This window comes from Segatella copri, from assembly GCF_019249765.2.
Lineage (GTDB): Bacteria > Bacteroidota > Bacteroidia > Bacteroidales > Bacteroidaceae > Prevotella > Prevotella copri_K.
The window spans coordinates 2,426,772-2,448,280 of record NZ_CP152484.1; the positions used below are offsets into that span (position 1 = coordinate 2,426,772).

The 21,509-nt window shown below is 45.1% G+C and carries 19 protein-coding genes and 1 pseudogene; 13 read left to right on the top strand and 7 right to left on the bottom strand.

Translation table 11 applies throughout. The features are described 5' to 3' along the window. Window positions 1-80 precede the first annotated feature (80 nt). Window positions 81-1,025 (top strand): DMT family transporter, encoded by a 945-nt coding sequence (locus KUA46_RS10520; RefSeq protein WP_217326374.1) that lies wholly within the window; start codon window positions 81-83, stop codon window positions 1,023-1,025. 84 nt (window positions 1,026-1,109) lie between these two features. Here KUA46_RS10520 and KUA46_RS10525 read toward each other — a convergent pair whose 3' ends face one another. After that, window positions 1,110-2,690, bottom strand: a complete 1,581-nt coding sequence (locus KUA46_RS10525) for an L-lactate permease (RefSeq protein WP_218487393.1) — start codon at window positions 2,688-2,690, stop codon at window positions 1,110-1,112. Between the two features lie 156 nt (window positions 2,691-2,846). Here KUA46_RS10525 and KUA46_RS10530 point away from each other — a divergent pair, with 156 nt between their 5' ends. The 4 genes from KUA46_RS10530 (at window position 2,847) to KUA46_RS10545 (ending at window position 5,332) form a co-directional block, all read left to right on the top strand. Beyond that, window positions 2,847-3,362, top strand: coding sequence for an RNA polymerase sigma factor (locus tag KUA46_RS10530; protein WP_218487392.1), 516 nt, complete (start codon window positions 2,847-2,849; stop codon window positions 3,360-3,362). After that, window positions 3,359-3,862 carry a hypothetical protein gene (locus KUA46_RS10535; protein ID WP_217761912.1) on the top strand — a complete coding sequence of 168 codons (504 nt, stop codon included), beginning with the start codon at window positions 3,359-3,361 and terminating at the stop codon, window positions 3,860-3,862. Before KUA46_RS10530 ends, KUA46_RS10535 begins: the two co-directional genes overlap by 4 nt. 66 nt (window positions 3,863-3,928) lie before the next feature. Beyond that, window positions 3,929-4,375 carry a DUF6108 family protein gene (locus KUA46_RS10540; RefSeq protein WP_218487391.1) on the top strand — a complete coding sequence of 149 codons (447 nt, stop codon included), beginning with the start codon at window positions 3,929-3,931 and terminating at the stop codon, window positions 4,373-4,375. A gap of 63 nt (window positions 4,376-4,438) precedes the next feature. Beyond that, window positions 4,439-5,332 carry a hypothetical protein gene (locus KUA46_RS10545; protein WP_218487390.1) on the top strand — a complete coding sequence of 298 codons (894 nt, stop codon included), beginning with the start codon at window positions 4,439-4,441 and terminating at the stop codon, window positions 5,330-5,332. A gap of 168 nt (window positions 5,333-5,500) precedes the next feature. Here the strand turns inward: KUA46_RS10545 and tnpC are convergent, their stop codons facing one another. Continuing rightward, entirely contained in the window at window positions 5,501-6,976 is a 1,476-nt protein-coding gene (tnpC, locus tag KUA46_RS10550) for an IS66 family transposase (RefSeq protein WP_434725783.1), read from the bottom strand. A 952-nt stretch (window positions 6,977-7,928) separates the two neighbouring features. Between tnpC and KUA46_RS10555 the strand changes: the two are divergent. Next, window positions 7,929-8,024: pseudogene (locus KUA46_RS10555) on the top strand (adenine-specific methyltransferase EcoRI family protein); the annotation flags it as partial. Window positions 8,025-8,060: 36 nt separating this feature from the next. On the opposite strand, the gene KUA46_RS10560 reads toward KUA46_RS10555, so the two are convergent. Next, window positions 8,061-9,638 (bottom strand): IS1634 family transposase, encoded by a 1,578-nt coding sequence (locus tag KUA46_RS10560; RefSeq protein ID WP_218487981.1) that lies wholly within the window; start codon window positions 9,636-9,638, stop codon window positions 8,061-8,063. Window positions 9,639-9,739: 101 nt separating this feature from the next. Here KUA46_RS10560 and KUA46_RS10565 point away from each other — a divergent pair, with 101 nt between their 5' ends. The 5 genes from KUA46_RS10565 (at window position 9,740) to cysK (ending at window position 16,161) form a co-directional block, all read left to right on the top strand. Further along, on the top strand, window positions 9,740-10,855 hold the full coding sequence (locus KUA46_RS10565) for an adenine-specific methyltransferase EcoRI family protein (protein ID WP_256625084.1): 1,116 nt from the start codon (window positions 9,740-9,742) through the stop codon (window positions 10,853-10,855). A 5-nt stretch (window positions 10,856-10,860) separates the two neighbouring features. After that, the gene (locus KUA46_RS10570) at window positions 10,861-12,030 is read left to right on the top strand and encodes an HNH endonuclease family protein (RefSeq protein WP_218487626.1); all 1,170 of its coding nucleotides are present in this window, start codon (window positions 10,861-10,863) and stop codon (window positions 12,028-12,030) included. A gap of 209 nt (window positions 12,031-12,239) precedes the next feature. After that, complete coding sequence (locus KUA46_RS10575; protein ID WP_154480962.1) at window positions 12,240-13,514, top strand: ATP-binding protein; 1,275 nt, start codon at window positions 12,240-12,242, stop codon at window positions 13,512-13,514. Window positions 13,515-13,798: 284 nt separating this feature from the next. Next, on the top strand, window positions 13,799-15,094 hold the full coding sequence (locus KUA46_RS10580) for an O-acetylhomoserine aminocarboxypropyltransferase/cysteine synthase family protein (protein ID WP_006849406.1): 1,296 nt from the start codon (window positions 13,799-13,801) through the stop codon (window positions 15,092-15,094). A 119-nt stretch (window positions 15,095-15,213) separates the two neighbouring features. Then, window positions 15,214-16,161 (top strand): cysteine synthase A, encoded by a 948-nt coding sequence (gene cysK / locus KUA46_RS10585; RefSeq protein ID WP_118085561.1) that lies wholly within the window; start codon window positions 15,214-15,216, stop codon window positions 16,159-16,161. Window positions 16,162-16,327: 166 nt separating this feature from the next. Here cysK and KUA46_RS10590 read toward each other — a convergent pair whose 3' ends face one another. Further along, a complete protein-coding gene (locus KUA46_RS10590) occupies window positions 16,328-16,483 on the bottom strand; it encodes a hypothetical protein (RefSeq protein WP_194257049.1) in 156 nt (51 codons plus the stop codon). Between the two features lie 178 nt (window positions 16,484-16,661). Between KUA46_RS10590 and KUA46_RS10595 the strand changes: the two genes are divergently transcribed. Together KUA46_RS10595 and KUA46_RS10600 are read left to right on the top strand one after the other, a co-directional pair. Then, window positions 16,662-17,165, top strand: a complete 504-nt coding sequence (locus tag KUA46_RS10595; protein WP_228121634.1) for a hypothetical protein — start codon at window positions 16,662-16,664, stop codon at window positions 17,163-17,165. 7 nt (window positions 17,166-17,172) lie between these two features. Next, complete coding sequence (locus tag KUA46_RS10600) at window positions 17,173-18,201, top strand: hypothetical protein (protein WP_228121635.1); 1,029 nt, start codon at window positions 17,173-17,175, stop codon at window positions 18,199-18,201. 178 nt (window positions 18,202-18,379) lie between these two features. On the opposite strand, the gene KUA46_RS10605 is transcribed toward KUA46_RS10600, so the two are convergent. The 3 genes from KUA46_RS10605 to KUA46_RS10615 all read right to left on the bottom strand — a co-directional run bounded on the left by KUA46_RS10605 (window position 18,380) and on the right by KUA46_RS10615 (window position 21,474). After that, window positions 18,380-20,554: a TonB-dependent receptor gene (locus tag KUA46_RS10605; protein ID WP_153119379.1), complete on the bottom strand. Its 2,175-nt coding sequence runs from the start codon at window positions 20,552-20,554 to the stop codon at window positions 18,380-18,382. A gap of 6 nt (window positions 20,555-20,560) precedes the next feature. Next, window positions 20,561-21,061 (bottom strand): calycin-like domain-containing protein, encoded by a 501-nt coding sequence (locus KUA46_RS10610; protein ID WP_153084980.1) that lies wholly within the window; start codon window positions 21,059-21,061, stop codon window positions 20,561-20,563. Window positions 21,062-21,129: 68 nt separating this feature from the next. Next, window positions 21,130-21,474: a DUF2149 domain-containing protein gene (locus KUA46_RS10615; protein WP_118255371.1), complete on the bottom strand. Its 345-nt coding sequence runs from the start codon at window positions 21,472-21,474 to the stop codon at window positions 21,130-21,132. Between the last annotated feature and the right edge of the window lie 35 nt (window positions 21,475-21,509).

Here is a 21,509-nt window from a genome sequence, read left to right on the forward strand (position 1 = left end):
AGCAAAATTCCTCGAATTTTTGTACCTTTGCACTCGATTTTATTCAAAAATAGGAAGATTTAAATAGAAATAAGGAAAAAATGGATAACAAACGACCTCTTATCGCCCACCTGTGCCTCTTCTGTTCCGGCGCATTCTGGGGACTGATGGCTCCCGTAGGCAAGGATGCCATGCTTCACGGCATCGACGGCATCGACCTGGTGAGCTTCCGTGTATTGGGTGGTGCCCTCCTCTTCTGGCTCACCTCGCTCTTCACCAAGAAAGAGCATGTTCCAGTAAAAGACATCTTCAAGTTTGCTGCTGCCGGGCTCTTCGCCCTCGTATTCAACCAGTGTTCTTACACTATCGGTCTGAACATGACCTCGCCTAGCAACTCCAGCATCATGACCACCTCAATGCCTATCTTCGCCATGGTTCTCTCCTTCCTGATATTGAAGGAGCCTATCACCTGGAAGAAGGCACTCGGTGTACTGATGGGATGCGCTGGTGCCGTCATCATCATTATGACAAGTGCCACGGCTGGCAATGCCAAGGTGGGAAACATCTGGGGCGACCTGCTCTGTATGTCGGCTCAGCTTTCCTTCGCCCTCTACCTGTCGCTCTTCAAGAACCTGCTGTCTAAGTATTCGCTCTTCACCATCAACAAGTGGATGTTCCTCTGGGCAACGGTTCTGATATGGCCTTTCACCATCAGCCACGTGGTGAGCATCGACTTTGCCCATGTTCCGATGAGCACCTGGTGGGAAACGGGCTACGTGGTTCTCTTCGGCACCTATCTGGGTTACATCTGCATGATGATTGGTCAGAAGACCCTGCGCCCTACCGTGGTAAGTGTATATAATTATGTGCAGCCGCTGGTATCGGTTACCGTGAGTGTTATCGTGGGTCTCGCCGTATTCAAGGGTATGCAGGCGATTGCTGCCATCCTTGTATTCTCTGGCGTATGGCTCGTGGTAAAGAGCAAGTCGAAGCATGATATCGACAAGCACGACCACAGCCTGGCTTACGAGAAAAGGCATGCTTAAAAGATTTAATGTCGATTTATAAAACTGAAACTGTCCCCATCTGAGATAACAGATGAGGACAGTTTTTTATATAAGAAAAGAAGATCAGCAACCGAAGTAAACCATCAGTCCGCCCAATACGATATAAAGCAGGGCGTATGGGATGGCCGAACGGAGAATCTCTCCATCCTTTCCCTCCATATCGCAGGCTGCAGTAGCAATGGCGATACTCTGCGGACTGATCATCTTGCCACCCGTAGCTCCCGTGGTATTGGCTGCAACCAGCCAGTTTTCCTGACCGCCCTCCATACCAAAGAAAGTGCTCTGTCCCGTCATGCCCAACTGATTGGCAACATGAGCCTGGAGCTTGGCAAAGAGGATATTCGAAGAGGTATCAGACCCCGTTACGAAGGTTCCGATGGCACCAATCATCGGCGCAACCAGAGGATAGAAATCTCCCGTTACTGCCACCAGTCCGGAGGCGATGGCAGTAATCATTCCCGAATAGTTCATCACACTTGCCAGGGCTATCAGCGAACAGATGGTCACCACCGTCTTTCGCAGATTCACCGTGGTACGGGCAAGAATCACCATCAATCTCTTAAGGCTCAATCCCTGAATCAATCCACCAATCGTAGCACCCAGGAAGAGCATCAGACCCGCATTGGATATCCAACCAAACTTAAAGGTGCTGTCGAGCACTGGCAGATGAACCGCACTCACCAGATGACTCTTGAGGAAAGCATTGACCGGAGGACAGAGTGCTCCGGAAACCAGGATGAATATCAATATAAAAAGGTAAACGCTCCATGCCTTCAGGCTTTCGGCAAGCGTAAAGGTTTCCTTATCCTGCACCTTGCTCTTTCTGGCAAATACCTTGGCGTATGCGATGATGGCGATAATGGCTGCCAGCGAACCGATGATGGCTGGAGTCTCGGAACCGAGATAATAGCCGCAGACAAACTGCACTACCACGGAAATCACTCCCACCCAGAGGGCGATGATGAGATTCTTGATAAGATTGTGCTTATCGGTAAGCGTCAGGATAATGAAAGGCAGGATGATAAAGAGAGGTGCCAGCTGGATAATGGCGAAGGCCGAAGTCTCGCAAATCTGTGCCGCCGAAGCCGATCCGCTTTCCGCCACCTCGTTACAGAGCGTAGTAACCGGTACACCCACGGCACCAAATCCCGTAGCCACGGTATTACCGATCAAGGAAACCAGAGCCGAGAACATCGGTTTGAAGCCGAGTCCGATGAGGATGGCAGCAGGTATCGCCACCGCCGTTCCGAAGCCCGCCATACCTTCGAGCAGTCCGCCGAATCCCCATACGAGGAGCAGCACGAGCAGTCCCTTATCATCGGTAATCGATGTAAACTGCCTCTTGATCACCTCTATCTGCTTGCTTTCCACGAGGATATTATAGCTGTAGATAGCCATCAGGATGATGATGAGAATCGGGAATACCGCCTTCAGGATGCCTTCCACCACCGCCCATCCCGTCAGGGCGATCACGCTGTCCTCCGCATGTTCCGGGGCTATCATGCCTAGCGGCGAAGCAGCGAAGAGAGCGAGCAACACGGTAACTATCAGCGTCAGCAAGGCGCTTTTATGACCTGCCATCTTGAAGCCGAGCATCAGGATGAACAGCAACACGATGGGAATAATAGAAACTACAGATGCCATAAGCCATTCAGTTTTTTAATGTTTTCGATTGCTAAATTTTATGTTTATGACTGCAAAAATAATATTTTTCTTTGAAAAAAGAAAGCATTATTTGAAAAAAATCTCTTCTTATATGTCCGATTTTTCAATTTCATACGTCTATAGAGTGTAAAGGTTATGAGAACAGAAGAATTCAACCATATCATCCTACCGATGCGCAGCAACTTGAAAGCGTATGCGCTAAGGTTGACTGAGAGTGACGACAATGCTGAAGACCTCGTGCAGGAAGTCATGCTCAGGCTGTGGGACATGCGCCAGAATATCCAGGCAGAAGATAACCTCAAGGCGCTCGCCATCACCATCATGCGCAACAAGTTTTATGACCAGTGCCGACATGAGGAGCGGAACTTCACCACCGACAAGGTAATGGAAGTACCCATAGAAGACCGGCGGGCAGAGCAACGGGACGAGGTAAACCTCATCAGACAGATAGTGGCACAGCTCCCGCCCTTGCAGCAGCAGATATTCCGCATGAAGGAGATAGAAGGCTATACTGCCGATGAAATCATGCAGATAACGGGATGTACTGCCGATAATCTCCGAAAGAATCTCTCCCGAGCCCGACTCAAAATCAGAGAGACCTATATGAATATCGTGAAACAGAACAAAATAAAGAAGGAGGAAAAGTTATGAATGATGAAATAAAAAGAATACAGAACTTGCTCGACAAGTATATGGATGGTGCCACATCCAATGAGGAGGAGGCAACGCTCAGAAAGTATTTCGAAGAGCATGGCAATGATATTCCGGAAGAATGGGAATCCTATCGCGCCCTCTTCAGCTATATCGGATTCGAACAGATGAATCTTTCTCAAATTCTAAAAGGAGAAGAAGAGAAGGAGGAGGATTTCGAAAAAAAAGATATCGAGAAGGAAGAAATCCCAAAGAAGGAAGCTTCTCGCAGCAGATGGCTCAAATATTTCGGCACATCTGTGGCAGCAGCCGCTATCATCGCATTCCTGATTGTGGGCATCCAGAAGATAGCCCAGCCTCAGCCTGAATGTTATGCGGTTATCGATGGAAAGGTTTATACCGACCAGGAGTTCGTTCACCACGAAGCCCTGGATGCCCTGGAAGATGTTTCGGCAGATTCCGAAGATCCATTCAGTGCCCTGGATATGATGAAACAATAAATTCATCTTTTAGATGAAACAATCAATCAAACTATAAAGTATAATATATATAATAAGGTATAGAATATGAAACGATGCAACTTGATAAAACGCTTCTTCATCGGACTGCTTCTTATCGTGGTAGCCTCGATTTCGGCTAATGCCCAGGAGGGACTATACGTAAAAAGTATATTCCAACGCTTCGGACACGCCAAGGGATGCAAGATGGTTACGATGCAGAATACGCAACTCAAAGGTTACAAACTCAAGATATACAAGAGCCTGGTATATAAGAACCATGCCACGGAAATAGCCCACTATCTGAAGTCCGACCGCAAGGCTGCGAAAAAGATCAGAGAGGTGGTGGAGAATGGCAAGATGGTGAGCGGCTATTACATGATGGCACCCTTGAGCAATGGCAACAACCGCTTTATCCTCTTCAGTAATCCGAGTAAAAGCAAGGGAACCGTGATTTATATCGAAGGCGACCTGTCGCCCGAAGATATCATGAAACTCTGCTATTCCAGAAGATAGAAGCAACATTTTTCTTCTGGAATCTTCTCAATAAGAATAAGAAACAACATAAAATAAAGTATTATGAATATCAAAAACGTAATGATGATGGCTGCCATGATGCCAGCCTTCGCCCTTGCTGAAACCAACAGCAACAGTGCACCAGCCTCGGTAGAGGCTAACGACACCACAATCAGAGTGAACGACCAGAACATCGTCATCAAGCAGGATGGTGAACAGACTTCTGTGAAGATATATAAGATGAACGGCAACGAGATGACCAAGATTTCCGAAACCCAATTCGTAGATGGTCAGGAAGTAGAAAAGGTATTTGTCACCTCGCCTTTCATCCCTCAGACTTTGAGCAAGCGCAAGCGCAGTCTGGAGAGTCATTATCCAACCTTCTTCTTCGGCTGCAGCCAGTTGCCAGGCAGCAGGGGAAGCATGGGAGGCAACAACGAGATGCACAGTCGCGACTCCAAGTCGTGGGAATGGGGCATCACCCTCACCAGTCTCTGCTTCCGCCTTTCCAACGAAATGGCGCTCACCTCCTCCCTCTCCATCGGACAGGTACACCACCATTTCAAGGACAATTATGTATTAAGTACCGAAAACGGGGTATCAGCAATGACTCCAATAGAAGGCGAAACGCTAAAGAAAAGCTATATCAGCTACAATGTGCTCCGCCTGCCTATCATGCTGGAGTGGCAGAAGCGCATAGGATGCCATGATGCATTCCTGGCGTTAGGTCCATCGGTAGAATACCGCTGGCACGAACATTCCCGCTACTTCATCGGAAAGCACAAGCATACCGAAACGGGCGATATCAACCTCAACCCTATCGGCTTGAACTTCGAGGCCCGTGCCGGCTACTCAGGAGTGATGCTCTACGCCCGTGCCGGAGTAACCCCACTGCTCAACAAGACCAAGGCTCCCGAGTGCTACCCGATGACCATCGGCTTAGGATTTAGACTGTAACATAGCTGCAATGTAGCAGAAATATAGCTGTAATGTAGCAAAACATAACTGAAACTGTCCCCATCTGAAACACCCATTCAGATGAGGACAGTTTTTTATTCTGCCAAATTCGGGAAAAATAATCGGCCAAGTAACTACTCAGCACCCCTATGGGCATGAGTAATCGTCTTACTGTTGTACTACAGCAAGAATTGCATTGAATTTAGAATTTCCGTTCTTCATAGCAGTTTCAGCAATGGAGTGCAACTTGGCAAAATCATCGGCACCGCTGTCTGTTCGGAAGCAACCGCTGACTTTCTGCTTTATCTTGATTTTCCTAACTCCCCGCTCACTGGCATTGTTCTCGTAAGGCACACTTGGATTGGAGAGAAAGGTAAATAGGTAGTCTTTGACTTTAAGGATACCCCTCTTGAATTTCTCAAACTCGTTATCTAAATGCGTGAGGCTTTCACCCAAGAGGTTCTTCATCTTTGTCTTCAGTACCTTTATCTTTCTAGAGGTAATGTTGTCCTCTCTTCTGAGATTTATAGAGTGTTCTATCAGATGGATGAATCTCCGTGACCAGTTCTGGTTTGGATCCAGTTCGTTCAGATACTCTGCATTCCTAAGAAGATGAGCCAGGCAGACCTGATGGTCCTTAACATTCATCTTGAAGTAGCTCTGATGTCTGTCAGTCACAAGTGTCGAATAGGGAAGTCCCTTTGGAAACCTGGAATCTATGGCCTTCTGACCTCGCGATTCTGACTGGAACACGTATGTAAGCAGGTCGTTCTGGAATATCCAGTTCCAATGCAGATGCTTTCCTACCGTAGCACCAGTTTCATCGGCTCCTACGACAGACGCTGTTTCCAGCCTCTTGCGTATTTCCTCATATGCACAGTCTGCCTTGCCGCTATTCTCTTTGAGTATGTTCTGCACTGTACCCTCACTTATATTCTGGCCGGACAGGTCGGATATAAGTTCTGCAATCCTTTTGAACGGAATACACTGCACTACATTAAGGTATGTCACCAGTGCACGGAGGTTGTCACCATACTTGATACGACAGTTGGGAGCTTCGCAGTTGTTTACGCAACCGCATTCACAGACCTTCTCGTAATACTGTTCCTCGCAGGTCTCTACGACCACCTTGATATCAACAATTTGTGTCTTACGGATCTTCTGGCATGGTATATCAATCAAGAGCCGACCACAGCATTTACAATAGACTGGTTCGTGCTTTACAATTACGTCTGGTTCTGCTATAGTCTGCAGTGTGTGACCCTTGTGGCCAGGCTGTCCACCGCTCGGCTTTCCGCTTGGCTTGCGAAGAGACTTTGTCCTGCGCAGCTCACGGGAAGCGATACTTTCTTGGGATGGAGGGATACTGCTGTTACTGCTGTTTTTCTCGGGCTTTCCTGGTGTACTTGATGTATCGTCATCAGCTCCCTCGAGTTCCTTGATGCGCTCTTTAGCAACGGCAAGTTCTGCCTTTGTGGAAGCAAGTTCTGTCTTTAGATTATGTATCTCCACGTCCTTCTGGTTAATGACACGGTTGAGGCGTCCGATCTCCTCAGTCTTCTCGGAGTCGGACTTCTCAAGTTTGCGCAGACGCTGGTTTATCTGGCGCAAAACAACATCTATGTCAGTACAGTCGCTTGCCATTTTTTTGGTGCAAAGATAAGCATTTTTCTCCACATGGCAAAATCACGATTTACATCCATTAACGCAGACTTTTGACTTACGGGGAATGCAAAAACGCATCTCCTGGCAGATAATCTGTTGAAAGGCGATAATAGACAAAGGAGACATGTTGGAGGCATCATCGGAAAAGAACTCGTTAAATGAACTGTTTTAAACAGCCTACGTCCTCATCGACTCAATCATTAAAAAGTTTGTAATGATGAAGAAAATAAGCAAAATCAAGTTTATGCTTTATTAACGAGAAGTTTTCTATAGGGGTGCTGAGTAGTTACTCGGCCAAATTCGGGAGTTAAATAATGCCAAATTCGGGAATTTGTGAAAAAGCCCACATTTTCGGCATTTAGCCGAGAACCTAGGATTTATCAAAAAAAACGAAAAAAGTGGCGATAGGTGTGCGAAATCTATGTTTTTTTATGAGATTTAGCACAACTATCGCCACTTTTTGCTATTTTCATGCATTTTTTTCAATAAACGTTTGGCTATATAAATTCTTTTCAGTACTTTTGTATTTGTCATTCTGCGGATTGCCATCAATGAGTTGTTGGCGTTAATCTGCCGTTTGGCTCTATTTTTATGAAAACGGCGTTTACTGCGTTTTTCTTCTGACAAGTTGGAAATTAGGGACTTCCAAAACGAGCTTCGGATAAGAAACAAGGTGGGCGCTTACACCTTGCGTGTATATACATGGCACAAATGCGCCCTTTCGTCAAGAGAGGGTGCATCTTGTGCTATCCATATATACCTTCTTGGCGTAGGCTTCTGCACTTCATTCTTTGAGCTCAAAGGTCCCCTAATACCTCAACTTACAAAGGATGGTTAGTACAGAACTCCTACGCCATTTCTTTTGATAGATAATCCTTAACCATCACCTTCTGCTTAGAGGAGTCGGTAGAATAAAGACCAAAGTACTCAGATGGCAAATAGTGGATTAGCAAATGCAAAAAATGCAAAGAACGATGAGTTTTACACTCAATATTATGATATAGAAAAAGAAATGAACGCATACCTCCTGACTTTGACTATGCGTCACCCATCTTGGATTTTTCTATTTTTCGGGGGCAGAATCGTCACTTTTGCCCCCGTCTAGTATCTTTTGAACATCAAACAAGGGCTTGATAGAGTGTTGGGCAGGAGTCAGCAGCAATGTTTCTTGCCTGACCTTCCCATTATTCGGCATGTTGATTCTGATAGTAGCTATGGTCTTAGCAATTTTCAAAACTGAATCTACACTTTTGTTTATCTTGGCAATTTTTAAGATACGCTCCAGTTCTTTATACACCTTGTATGCAATGAAGCATATGCAGATATGTGCCTCTATTCTTTTCTCTGTGAAATGAAAGATGGGGCGTGCCTCCAAGTTCCCTTTGGTTACACGAAAGGCTCGTTCCACGACCCATAGACCGTGGTATTGTTCGACAACTTCCTTTGGTGTGATGGAAGTATTGGTTATATAACCTTTCAAGCCATCCCACTGTGAATCTTCCTTGATTTTGTCTTCGCTGATAACTACATCTATGTCTTTGCTGATTTCCAAGAATTTATTATAGCCACGCTTATTTACGGAGGCTTTTGTGATTTTTCCATTTGCATATGCCTTCTTGAGCCTTGCCACTCCCTTATCACGATTATGTGCATCCTTCTTTGCTCGTTCTTCGGAATAGCCGAGGATCAATCTTGCATTGTCACCATATCTGTATTCGTGAAATTTTCCAGGCATCTTGTCTTGCTGCAAGATCCATTCTTTTATCTGCTCAGACTCTGTATGAATACGAGCACCTATTATATATTTGTATCCTGCATCCTCCAGTAACTTTACATTGCGCTTACTCATGAGCCCTGCATCAGCCACCACTACAAAATCGTCCAGAAAGAAGCGTTGTATGAAATCATCTATGATAGGTAGCATGGTGTATCCCTCGTATTGGCTTCCATTGAAAATACAATACGACAGAGGATAGCCATCACGGCTGACCAAGAGGCCTAGCACTATCTGCGACTCTGATGTCTTGCCATCCTTTGAAAAACCAGACTCTCGCAGCACATCTGTTCTACTGGTCTCAAAATACAGTGTGGTCACATCATAGAACATCAGACCTACATGTCCACCGAGTATGCGCTTGGTGTGCTCTACACTGATGCGTTGTACCTCTTCTTTTTGGGTATAGTACAACTTGTCCATGTAGCGATAAAGCTTATACAACTCGACATCTTCATCAAAGTATGACTTCAGGTAATCTACTGTTGCGTGTTTGCTCATGGGTTGAGAGATGCGAGCGATAACCAAATGGCGAAGTATGGAATCTTGAATTTGGTTGAAACCTATGCTGTCATATACTTGGTTTAGGATAATTTGGTGTCCATTTAGAAGCAGGGAGTCTATGTTAGACAGTACTCGTTCTGTCTCTTCCTCTTCGTTTTGCTTGATGTCTGGTTCTGTGAAGTTAATCTCTTGCTGTCCACCATAAGTTCTTATCCATTTGTTCGCTTCTAGGCACAGAGCATCCGCTTCGGCATCTGTCTTCGCAACACCGAAACTCTTGATTTCACGGAACTTGCCATTGCTCTTGTCCACCACAAGCACTCCGATATGCCCACTGCGGTGCTTCTTCTTACGTACAAACATGGTGCAAAGATACAAAAAATAGTCGTTGCGTCACCCATTTACAGAGATTATTTTTGCTAAATGCCTGAAAATTAGGATATGTTATTTTATAGGTACACATTTTGTCAAAGTCAGGAAATGCAAAGAACGATGAGTTTTACACTCAATATTATGATATAGAAAAAGAAATGAACGCATACCTGGAATATAATCCAGATGTATTCAAAGATAAAACTATCCTTTTACCATGCGATGACCCTGAATGGAGTAATTTCACAAAATTCTTTGCTCAAAACTTTGAACGATTCGGTCTAAAAAAACTGATAAGTACAAGTTATGCTCCAGAAAGCAAAAAGTATAAGACTGGTTATCAACCCTCTCTTTTCGAGCAAAACGACATCAAGTTCGATAAAGACAAGACCAAGACAAATGGTAAGATATTCGTTCTTGACCATGATGTTTCTGGAGATGGGAAAATTGACGTGGAAGACTTACAGTGGAATTATCTACAGGGAGATGGAGATTTCCGAAGTACAGAAATCAAGAATCTCCGCGACGAAGCAGACATCATTATAACTAATCCTCCATTTTCTTTATTCAGAGATTTTTTAGGTTGGATAATTGAAGCTAAGAAACAGTTCGTAATAATCGGAAATATGAATGCAGTAACTTACAAAGAAGTCTTCCCCCTAATTAAAGACAATATCATTTGGATGGGATGCACGATTCACAGTGGTGACCGAGAATTTGGAGTACCAGATACATATCCTTTGACTGCTTCAGGATGGAGAATTGATGAAAACGGTAAAAAATATATTAGAGTAAAAGGAGTACGCTGGTATACTAACATCGAACATGGTCGCCGCCATCAACCATTGCCTTTAATGACTCTAGAAGACAACCTAAAGTTTAGTAAGCATAAAGAACTCAAAGGGCGTAGCTCTTATATTCATTATGCCAACTATGATGCTATAGATGTGCCTTATACAGATGCTATCCCTTCCAACTATGATGGAAAAATGGGAGTTCCTATCAGTTTCTTGGATAAGTATTGTCCTGAACAATTTGAGATTATCGGGCAAACACAAGGTGACTCTGGCAAAGCTTTAGGTCTAAAGCCCTTCGACCGAGAATTGAAGAAGCTGAACAAGAGTTTGCGTGATGGCCAACTTTACTATATGGAAGATGGCATTCCTCAAAAGCCATACGCTAGAATATTAATCCGACATAAAAAATAAGAATCATGAAACCAACATTATATACAAATTGGACTATAGCAGACATCTGCAAAGGTTTTGTCTATAACGAACATGAAGGAAAAGGTTTATTTGGCTTGAACGGCCAGCTGACTATCCAACCAGAATACCAACGCAACTATATTTATTGCGACGGCAAGAAAGACGTAGCCGTTGTGGATTCTATCCTAAAAGGCTATCCCATCGGCTTGATATATTTCAACAAGACCAAAGATGGACGATACGAAGTACTTGATGGTCAGCAACGTATCACTAGTTTCGGCAGATACGTCACCATGAAGCTAGCCGTAAAAGTGAACGGAAAAGAGCAATATCTTGATGGACTAGACGAGGAATCACGAGAACGATTCCTAAACACCAAGCTGACTATCTATGTTTGCGAGGGAGAAGAAGCCGAAATCAAGCAGTGGTTCAAGACCATTAATATTAGCGGAGTTCCGCTTAACGAGCAAGAACTGTTAAATGCCATCTATTCTGGCACATTCGTCACAGCTGCGAAAGAGGTATTCAGCAACAGCCGGAACTCAAACATCCAGAAATGGAGTGCCTACATTAAAGCAGATGTTAAAAGACAAGGCTTCTTGGAACGAGCTTTGCAATGGATAAGTGCTAGTAAAGGCGTAAGTATAGATAATTACATGTCGCTTCACCGCCGTGACTCCAATATCCAAGAGCTGCAATCTTACTTCGACAGCGTGATAGACTGGATTTCAGCTACCTTCTACAAGACATACGATAAAATGTGTGGTTTAGAATGGGGACGTTTATACGAAACCTATCATAAAAAGCCATATGATTTGGCAAAACTGAACAAAAGAGTAGAAGAACTTTTAGCTGATGAAGCCGTAACCAAGCAAGCAGGAATCTTTGAGTATGTTCTTGGAGGCGAGCAACAACCAGAACTGTTAGAAATTCGCCTATTCGAAAAATCGATAAAACAAAAAGCATACGAGAGACAGACCAAGGACGCAAAAACAAAGGGCATCTCAAATTGTCCACTTTGCGCACAAACAGACAACAATCGTAAGAGTTATATCTATAGAATCACCGAGATGGAAGCCGACCATGTTACTGCATGGAGCAAAGGTGGCAAAACAGACTTGGCAAATTGCCAAATGCTTTGCAAGATGCACAACAGAACGAAAGGTAACAAATAATATATCAAAACATCCTCATCTGAAACACATAACAGATGAGGACGTTTTTTATTCCGCCAGATTAAGTAACGAATTACAGCCAAATTAAGTAACGAATCACAGCCAAATTAGGTAACAAAATACAGCCAAATTAAGTAAAAATATGCCGCCAAATTTGGTAATTCTAAGATTTTATCGTATATTTGCAGCCGAAACAAAAGAGATTCAATATGAAAGAATACAAAAAAAGAATTGCAGATAAACTATTGGAATACAGACTCGAAGAAGTTGGAGCAGTATTGATAGAAGGGCCAAAATGGTGTGGAAAAACTACCACAGCAGAACAAAAGGCCAAAAGCGTGCTATATATGGCAGATCCAGACAACCAAAACAACTATCTGGAAATGGCAAATTTAAAGATAAAAATGCTCCTGAAAGGAGAAAAGCCACGACTCATTGACGAATGGCAAATCATACCGCAAATCTGGGATGCCATCCGATTTGAAGTGGACCACCAGGGTGAGGAAGGCTTGTTTATCCTCACAGGATCTGCCGTGCCTGCATCTTCCGAAAAAATACATCACACGGGTACAGGACGTTTCGCCTGGATTACCATGCGACCTATGTCATTATGGGAATCGGGAGAATCTACAGGCGAAGTTAGCATCAGCGAACTGTTCAAGGGAAATGCAAACCTGGAAGGTTTCAACAAATTGAAACTAGAAGACATCGCATATCTCGTCTGCAGAGGTGGATGGCCTAGTGCCACTACCAAGAACCCAAGAGCCGCTTTGCGACAGGCTTACGACTATTACGATGCGGTGGTAAAGACTGATATTTCAAGAGTGGATGAAATCAGCAGAAACAGCGAACGAACCAAGCTGCTTCTGCGTTCATACGCCCGTTCACAAGGTGGCCAAGTAAGTATCGGAGCCATAAGACAAGACATGATGGAAAACGATGATGAGACACTGGCAGACAAGACTGTACAGAGTTACATCGGTGCACTCAAAAAAATCTTCGTCATAGAGGACATGCCTGCCTGGAATCCGAACCTTCGCAGCAAGACTGCCATCCGTTCGGCTGAAACCCGATATTTCGTTGATCCATCCATTGCGGTGGCTGCTTTAGGTCTAGGTCCTGATGATCTCATCAACGACTTGGAGACTTTCGGTTTGCTTTTCGAGACCCTATGCGTCCGTGATCTTCGTGTATATGCTGATGCCATCGACGGCAACGTATATCATTACCGCGACAAGAACGGTTTGGAATGTGATGCAGTTATCCATCTCCGCAACGGCTCATACGGTCTCATCGAAATCAAGCTGGGTGGTGCACAAGCCATCGAAAAAGGAGTCTCTACGCTAACTGCTCTTGCAGATAAGATAGACACGACCAAGATGAAAGCTCCATCTTTCATGATGGTACTCACTGCCGTAGGAGACTATGCTTACCGCAGAGAAGACGGAGTATATGTGGTACCTATCGGCTGCTTGAAAGACTAGTTTGGGATAGGATACAGACTCAAAAATCCTATATATAATAAAAATTGCTCCTATATATAATAAGGTGTAAACCCATCAAAGCAGCTAAAAAATGCCCGAATACCACAAACGTGGTAGCAGGAATACTACTCATATGCTATTTCAGAATCCAGAAAATCGCCGTACCTTTGCAGCGTCAATCAGAACAAACAGTCTGATGCCTATCATGACTGGATAACTGGGCGGCAATTTATATAAATGAATAGATTGAATATTAACGTAAAATTAAAGAAAGGACATAGATTATGAGTACAGAAAAGAAACTTCGCTTTGAGACACTTCAGTTGCATGTAGGTCAGGAAAATCCAGATCCAGCTACCGACGCTCGTGCGGTGCCTATCTACCAGACCACAAGTTACGTGTTCCGCAACTCTCAGCACGCTGCCGATAGATTCGGACTCCGTGACGCAGGTAACATCTATGGTCGCTTGACCAACTCTACTCAGGGTGTATTCGAAGACCGTGTAGCTGCCCTCGAGGGTGGTGTAGCAGGTTTGGCTGTCGCTTCTGGTGCTGCCGCCGTTACCTACGCTCTGCAGAACATTCTTCAGAATGGCGACCACATCGTTGCTGCCGACAACATCTACGGTGGTACTTATAACCTCATCACTCATACATTATCCACACAGGGTGTCAGCTACACCATCGTGGATCCTCGCAACTTCGAGCAGGTAGAGGCTGCCATCCAGGACAATACCAAGGCTCTCTATGCAGAGACCTTCGGAAATCCTAACTCAGATGTAACCGATATCGATAAGTTGGCAGAGATTGCTCATCGCCACAACATCCCATTGATTATCGATAATACCTTCGGTACTCCATACCTCATCCGTCCTATCGAGCACGGAGCAGACATCGTGGTTCACTCTGCAACCAAGTTCATCGGCGGTCACGGTTCATCTCTCGGTGGCGTCATCGTAGATGGCGGTAAGTTCGACTGGAAGGCGAATGCCGACAAGTTCCCTACTCTCGCTAAGCCAGACCCATCTTATCATGGTGCCGTATTCGCAGATGTAGCCGGAGCAGCAGCCTTCGTAACAAGAATTCGTGCGGTCATCCTTCGTGATACCGGTGCAACCATCTCTCCATTCAACGCCTGGATTCTTCTTCAGGGCTTGGAGACATTGAGCCTCCGTGTAGAGCGTCACGTTCAGAATGCATTGAAGGTGGTAGAGTATCTGGAGAACAATCCTAAGGTGGCTAAGGTTAATCACCCAGCCGTTCCTTCTCATCCAGACCACGAGCTTTACAAGAAGCTCTTCCCTAACGGCGGTGGTTCTATCTTCACCTTCGATATCAAGGGCGGCGAGAAAGAAGCATGGGAGTTCATCGACCACCTGCGCATCTTCTCTTTGCTGGCTAACGTAGCCGACGTGAAGTCACTTGTTATCCACCCAGCAACAACCACCCACTCTCAGCTGAGCCCAGAGGAGTTGGAGGAGCAGCACATCTATCCTTCTACCGTTCGCCTGAGCATCGGTATCGAGAACATCGACGACCTGATTGAGGCACTCGATGAGGCATTTACCTACGTAAAGTAATTTCAGTGTTGAATGTTAAATGTTGAATTGCCTGACGGACAATAACGGCATTCAACATTCAACACTCAACATTAAAATTCAACATTCAACACTCAACACTTAACATTAAAAAAATCATTATGGCAAAGATATATAAACAGATTACTGATTTAATCGGTAAGACCCCATTGGTAGAATTGGGTAAATATTCAGCATCCAAGGGTTTGGAGACTCCAGTGATTGCTAAGGTAGAATTCTTCAATCCTGGCGGAAGCGTAAAGGATCGTATCGCCCTTGCGATGATCGAAGACGCTGAGCAGAAGGGCATCCTGAAACCAGGTGCCACCATCATTGAACCAACCAGCGGTAACACGGGTGTAGGCCTGGCTCTGGTATCAGCCGTAAAGGGCTACCACCTCATCCTCACCATGCCAGAAACCATGAGTGTGGAGCGCAGAAACCTGGTGAAGGCTTACGGCGCAGAAGTGAGATTGACCAGCGGTAAGGACGGAATGCCTGGTGCCATCAAGGCTGCCGAGGAGCTCCGCGATTCCATCCCAGGCTCTGTGATTCTGGGACAGTTTACCAACCCAGCCAATCCTGCCAAGCACTATGCCACAACCGGTCCTGAAATCTGGGCTGATACCGATGGCGAGATTGATATCTTCGTAGCCGGTGTAGGTACTGGTGGAACCATTTCGGGTATCGCCAAGTACCTGAAAGAGCAGAATCCAAACGTGAAGGTGATTGCCGTAGAACCTGCCACATCGCCTGTATTGAACGGCGGACAGAGCGGTCCTCACAAGATTCAGGGCATCGGTGCCGGTTTCATTCCAGAGACCTACTCTTCAGAATATATCGATGAGGTATTGGATATTCAGAACGATGATGCTATCAAGGCAGGTCGTGACCTGGCTCAGACCGAGGGCCTCTTGGTAGGAATCTCATCAGGTGCTGCTGCCTTTGCTGCCACCGAGATTGCGAAGCGTCCTGAGAACAAGGGCAAGAAGATTGTAGCCCTCTTGCCAGATACTGGTGAGCGTTATTTAAGCACTGTACTCTACGCTTTCGAGGAGTATCCATTGTAATTCACAATCGGATATTTTCTGATGAAAGCAAAATCTATCATAATTTCCCCAACCAGCTTTCCCATAGCAGGTTGGGGATTTCATTTTTCGGAACTTCATATATATTTGCAAATGCGATACCACCGCCCTAACTACCTATTTTTATATAGTTAGGGCGGTACTATAGCTAAAATTCGAGACCATTTACCGCATAGAACGGTACGTTTGTAACCCAATCTTCCTGCTGATAATCATTCATGGAGATGCGATAGGCCTTCTTTGACCGGTTGTCAGCAACAAACTGGCGCAGGCTCTTTGCCTTGACATTCGTCTCGGCTTTCACTTCCAGCGGAACAATCTCATCCTCCTCATCCTGGAGCAGGAAATCAATCTTCTATCTCATGGGGCGCGAATTCAATAATCAAGCGCCAATACTTTTTTTCAAAATATTGGCGTTTTTTTTTGAAATTTTCCCCTCATATTACTATATTATAAAGGTATAACCAAAAAGAAAGAATAAAATGGCAAATAAAATGTCTTTATGTATTATCAAATACACCTATACTCGATATGTAGGGGTGGATATCGAAAAATATACTCGGGGACTATTCGAGTATGTGAAGGAAGAGTTTGGGGAGTTTCAACCACAAATGTCAGAGCCTGGAACTATACCTGATATGCCAGACTATCTGGACATCGTGCTCTGCAAAAAGGACGGAAGTATCTTCTACGAAATGGATATCCAAAGACGTGCCATCAACATCCCGCATGATTGTCAAATGGATGGATTAGTATTGGAAATCTTTATCCAGAACTGCGATGGCACGAGATACAAAAAAAGACATGCATATCCCAAGCCTTGGTGGAACCATAAAGCTAACGGCAAGTCGGACATGAGAAAACTGAAAATTCATAAAACTATCACCAAAAGGAATCTTAACAATCAAGAAGGCAAAGACTCTGAAGGCATCAGAATACCTGAACTTAGATCTCAGATTCTCAAGTTTCATAAATTCTTAAAATAACCATCCCATGACATACGAAGAATTCAAGCAATTGGCTGAACATCCACAGCATCGGGATGTTCCTGCCATCTTCAAGCTCGAAGTTTTAGAAACAGAAGAGCTGGAGGAGAAAAAGCGTTCACATTATCCGAAATATAAGGTGAACACCTATTGTCCGCAAGCCTTCACTACAACTTTGGAGGAGGCAGAGAGACTGATGCACCAGGATGTCCTTTACCGCAAGAAGATGAAGGAGGAAGACGACTATCCGCTGGATACCTTCTGCTATTATATCTCGGAGATTCCAATGGGACTGTTGCACTACGACCGCGAATGTCTTTCGGAAAGGATGTATGATGGGGAAGGAAAACTGATCGACCAGTCTTACTGCTGTTCGCGTTTCAGCATTTACTATCCCGGAGTCTGCGATTTGCCTGCATACGACCGTCATCCTGACGAGACCTTCCGAGGCAGAAACGCAGAACAGATTAGATTCCAGAAAGGTGACATCGTGGAAGTATATCGTGGCGATGAGGTGAAACTTGCCATCGTTGTCGGAACTCCGCTTACCACCGAATGGATCTGGGAGAGAAACCAGGCTGCCAAGGATAAAAGGGGATTGGATGAACTGCCATATGATGAGACGGATGACAGCTATACCGTGATAGATGGTCCCGGCTACGAATACCACGACCATGTTCCGTCGCTGTATGTCTTCGCCCCTCACTATCATGTGCCGCTCTATCTTCAGAGACGATTCAAGGGTTATCTGGAAAAGGCTGAGAAAAAGCAGAAAGAAGAGGAGGAGAAAGACAGGATCTTCCGCCAGGCTCACGATTGCTGCTACAGCAACAAGGAACAGATAGAAAAATCTGAAAAGTGCGGCTGTTTCTTCTGCTGCGAAATCTTCTCGCCATCCGAAATCACGGATTACCTCCCTGATGAGCCGCCTACAGCTGAATGTCCCTTCTGTTTTACCGACTCCGTAATAGGTGATGCCTCCGGCTTCCCTATCACCAAGGAATTCTTGAAGAAAATGAAGAAGAGATATTTCTAGGGCGTTTTTTCAATGTTTTCATCTATCTTCCTCCCCTATCTCATGGGGGCAGTATCAGTTTTGAAAACGGGCATTAAAAATGCGATACCGCTGCCCTAACTACCTATTTTATATTGTTAGGGCGGTGCTATTAATAAAAAGAAGCAGGATGGAAGACTGGTCCACCCTGCTATTTTTATTAGAATACCTTTACGAAACGGTCGATATCGATAGAAAGGCCTACTGAGAAGGTGCGGCCGGTGGTCATCGCAGAACTCCAATAATAGTTCTTTGGCGTATAACCGAAAAGATTATCTACCGTGAAATTCAGATTGACGGCATCCAGGAATCGCTGCTGAAGCGTGAACTTCCACAACTGATAACTGCTGTCATGCTTCTTGATGTTCGTATCAGGAGCAGACAGGTATCTGCCTGACAGAGCGGCATTGATGCGATAGAACGAACAGAGCTGGCGATCGTAGTCGAGACGCCAGGTTGCAGAATGCGGACGAGGCTGAGAGAACTGGGAATCTACGCTTCTGCCACCCACATGGAGATAACTGTAGTCGAGTTTCACACCGAGTCCCATATCCGAACGGTACTGGGCACTGAAGTCGATGCCGCTCACCTCTACTCCATCCTCGTTGCAATAACGGGAAGCCACATCCGGCTGACCGGTTCCCGGGGTATAATCGGCATAATCCTCGGTAGTGATGCGCTTATCATACTTATTATAATAACCCATCAGGGTAAGACTATACTGACCGGTAAAGAAGCCAGCATTCTTCACCCTGCCAGTATGCTCCAGCGCCAGGTTGAAGTTGTTGCTCTTCTCCGGCTTCAAATCCGGGTTACCATAAATCATCTGCATACCCGCCATATCAAAGTTCATATACATCTCCTTGAGGGTTGGGGCACGGAATCCGCCGGCATAGTTGGCACGGATGGAAAAGCCCTTCCACTTGGTCATCAGAGCCAGACGACTGGTGGTGGCATGCTGGCTGGATGCAGAGAAGTAATCATGACGAAGACTTGCCACGATGTTCAACCACTGCAAAGGATTGTAATCGAACTGGGCGAAGGCATCACATGAATTCTGATTCTTTGATTCGTTATCCTCAAACTGATAGGTGGTAAGATAATCGTTCAGGAAATCTGCACCTACCGTCAATGTATTCTTGCCGAAGATATGGGAATAGAGGGCACGGACGGTGTTCTGACGGTTGGTATAATCGTGGTCGTGAGTACGCTCATCATTCACATATCGAGCCTTGTCATACTGGTCGAAGCCGTAAGAAATCTCCAGATTATCATTCTCCGAAAGATTCATCACGGTCTTCAGTCCGGCAGAATAATCCATGTAATGATCATCATAGTTGCTGCGCTTGCTGATACGATTGAAATAACCGCCACGACCTATCAGTTTTACCTTATCAGAGAGCTTGTAGGTAAGACGCTCCTTCACATTGAAGGTCTCTCCACCATAGATATGGAGGATGTTGGATTCTGTATCGAAAGGACTGGTGAGCTGAACCTCATCCGATGTGGTGCGCTGGATGCTGGTCTGCGAATTCCATTTTCCGGCATTGAAGCTGAAGCTTCCACCGTGGCGCCACTCCTTGTTGAAGTCGTTGTAGCGGGTATTGACATTGGCAGTCCAAGGTTCGCTGTTTTCACGGGAGATGATGTTGATGACTCCGGCTACGGCATTGGCGCCATAGAGCGCCGAAGCAGCACCCTTTACTATCTCGATACGTCCTACATTATCCAAGTTCAGACGACTATAATCTACATTATCCATAGTTTCACCAGCCAATCGCTCGCCATCTACGAGGAAGAGCACGGCGTTTCCACCGAAACCATTCATATTGAGAGAAGTCTCCTGATTCATGGCATAGCCGAATTCCAGACCCGGCATCTGCTCGGTGAGGAGGTCCTGGATATTGGTAGCATCAGCTATCTTGATATCATTGGCGGTAATCAGACGGGTTACCACAGGAGCATCCTTCAAAGCCTTCGGAGTTCGGGTTGCGGTAACTACCACCTGATCGAGGGCAGTAGCATCCGGTTGAAGGCGAAGCACATGCTGCTCACCTTTTCTCTCATCCGCTTTCAGTACGAAAGTCTGAGTCTGATAGCCCACAAAGCTCACCTTCACTCTCACCGCTCCATCCTTGCTGTAAGGAATGCGGAAATATCCGTCTTCATCAGTTGTTACCCCACTCTTTGCATGCAAAATCTGGACGGTAGCACCCGCCAGAGGTGCGCCCGAATCATCGAGCACCCTACCCACGACATCGCCCTGGGTTTCGGCTTTCAGATTCAGGCACAATCCGCAAAGGATCAGGAATAGTGCGAATATCTTTTGTTTCATCGACAATTACTTCTTTGTTGCATTTGAAGAACAGTTCATGATAAAAGGCATTTTACCATACTGTAAAACAAAAGTAATCTGCATTTTACCATCTTTTATAGTTGCTTTTATAGCAGTTTTAGAAAGACCTTTGCCATTTTCCAATGTTTGATCAAAACTGGTTTCAGGAATAGAATAAGTACCATTTGACTCTGTTACAGCAAGATTCTTCACTGTAATTGAAGGTAAAGCCATAGGTGCAGATCCAAATGCAGGAAGGATGATATTTACATGACTATCATCAACTTTTTCCAACTTAAAAGTTGCATTCTCCAATGGGTCCATATCACCCTGACCTGCCAAAGCAATAGACATTGTTTCACCAACGTAAGTACCAACAACCTGTTCTGCTGTTGCTGAAGAGCCAGCACCATTATTGTCATCATCATCACTGCTGCAAGAGCTGAATGCTACACACATAGAAACCAAAGCCAACATCATGGCCATCATTGTCTTAAACTTTTTCATTTTTCTTTATTTTTCTTTTAGTTACAATAAAAATTATTTTTCTGCTTGAGGGGATTTGCAATCCCCGATTATTTATCTTCCGGAACATAGATGATTTCGCCATTCTCCAACTGGTAAGCGATGCCCACCTTCTTTCCTTTGTTGCCAGATTTATTGCTCTGGTCTTCAGAAGGAGTATAGCGATTGATCTTCTGTCCATCCTTGGTAATGATTTCCATATTCTCCTTGCCAGGGTTCTTCACCATCGTGAAGTTATCCTTGCTGAACATTTCCGTCATATTATAGCGCGAAACGAGGGCTACCATCAGGGCGAGGGCAAATACCATCGCCACATCGAAGAGGTTGCTCACTACGCTCATCGGATCATCATCCTCGCCATCATGCGCAAGCCTATTTCTGCGTCTCTGTCTCATAAATTATATATCTTAACTTTTTTACCTTTTTACTT

Coding starts and splice junctions, on each gene's coding strand:
- KUA46_RS10520 (WP_217326374.1), top strand. CDS start 81: ATGGATAACAAACGACCTCTTATCGCCCACCTGTGCCTCTTCTGTTCC.
- KUA46_RS10525 (WP_218487393.1), bottom strand. CDS start 2,690: ATGGCATCTGTAGTTTCTATTATTCCCATCGTGTTGCTGTTCATCCTG.
- KUA46_RS10530 (WP_218487392.1), top strand. CDS start 2,847: ATGAGAACAGAAGAATTCAACCATATCATCCTACCGATGCGCAGCAAC.
- KUA46_RS10535 (WP_217761912.1), top strand. CDS start 3,359: ATGAATGATGAAATAAAAAGAATACAGAACTTGCTCGACAAGTATATG.
- KUA46_RS10540 (WP_218487391.1), top strand. CDS start 3,929: ATGAAACGATGCAACTTGATAAAACGCTTCTTCATCGGACTGCTTCTT.
- KUA46_RS10545 (WP_218487390.1), top strand. CDS start 4,439: ATGAATATCAAAAACGTAATGATGATGGCTGCCATGATGCCAGCCTTC.
- tnpC (WP_434725783.1), bottom strand. CDS start 6,976: ATGGCAAGCGACTGTACTGACATAGATGTTGTTTTGCGCCAGATAAAC.
- KUA46_RS10560 (WP_218487981.1), bottom strand. CDS start 9,638: ATGTTTGTACGTAAGAAGAAGCACCGCAGTGGGCATATCGGAGTGCTT.
- KUA46_RS10570 (WP_218487626.1), top strand. CDS start 10,861: ATGAAACCAACATTATATACAAATTGGACTATAGCAGACATCTGCAAA.
- KUA46_RS10575 (WP_154480962.1), top strand. CDS start 12,240: ATGAAAGAATACAAAAAAAGAATTGCAGATAAACTATTGGAATACAGA.
- KUA46_RS10580 (WP_006849406.1), top strand. CDS start 13,799: ATGAGTACAGAAAAGAAACTTCGCTTTGAGACACTTCAGTTGCATGTA.
- cysK (WP_118085561.1), top strand. CDS start 15,214: ATGGCAAAGATATATAAACAGATTACTGATTTAATCGGTAAGACCCCA.
- KUA46_RS10595 (WP_228121634.1), top strand. CDS start 16,662: ATGGCAAATAAAATGTCTTTATGTATTATCAAATACACCTATACTCGA.
- KUA46_RS10600 (WP_228121635.1), top strand. CDS start 17,173: ATGACATACGAAGAATTCAAGCAATTGGCTGAACATCCACAGCATCGG.
- KUA46_RS10605 (WP_153119379.1), bottom strand. CDS start 20,554: ATGAAACAAAAGATATTCGCACTATTCCTGATCCTTTGCGGATTGTGC.
- KUA46_RS10610 (WP_153084980.1), bottom strand. CDS start 21,061: ATGAAAAAGTTTAAGACAATGATGGCCATGATGTTGGCTTTGGTTTCT.
- KUA46_RS10615 (WP_118255371.1), bottom strand. CDS start 21,474: ATGAGACAGAGACGCAGAAATAGGCTTGCGCATGATGGCGAGGATGAT.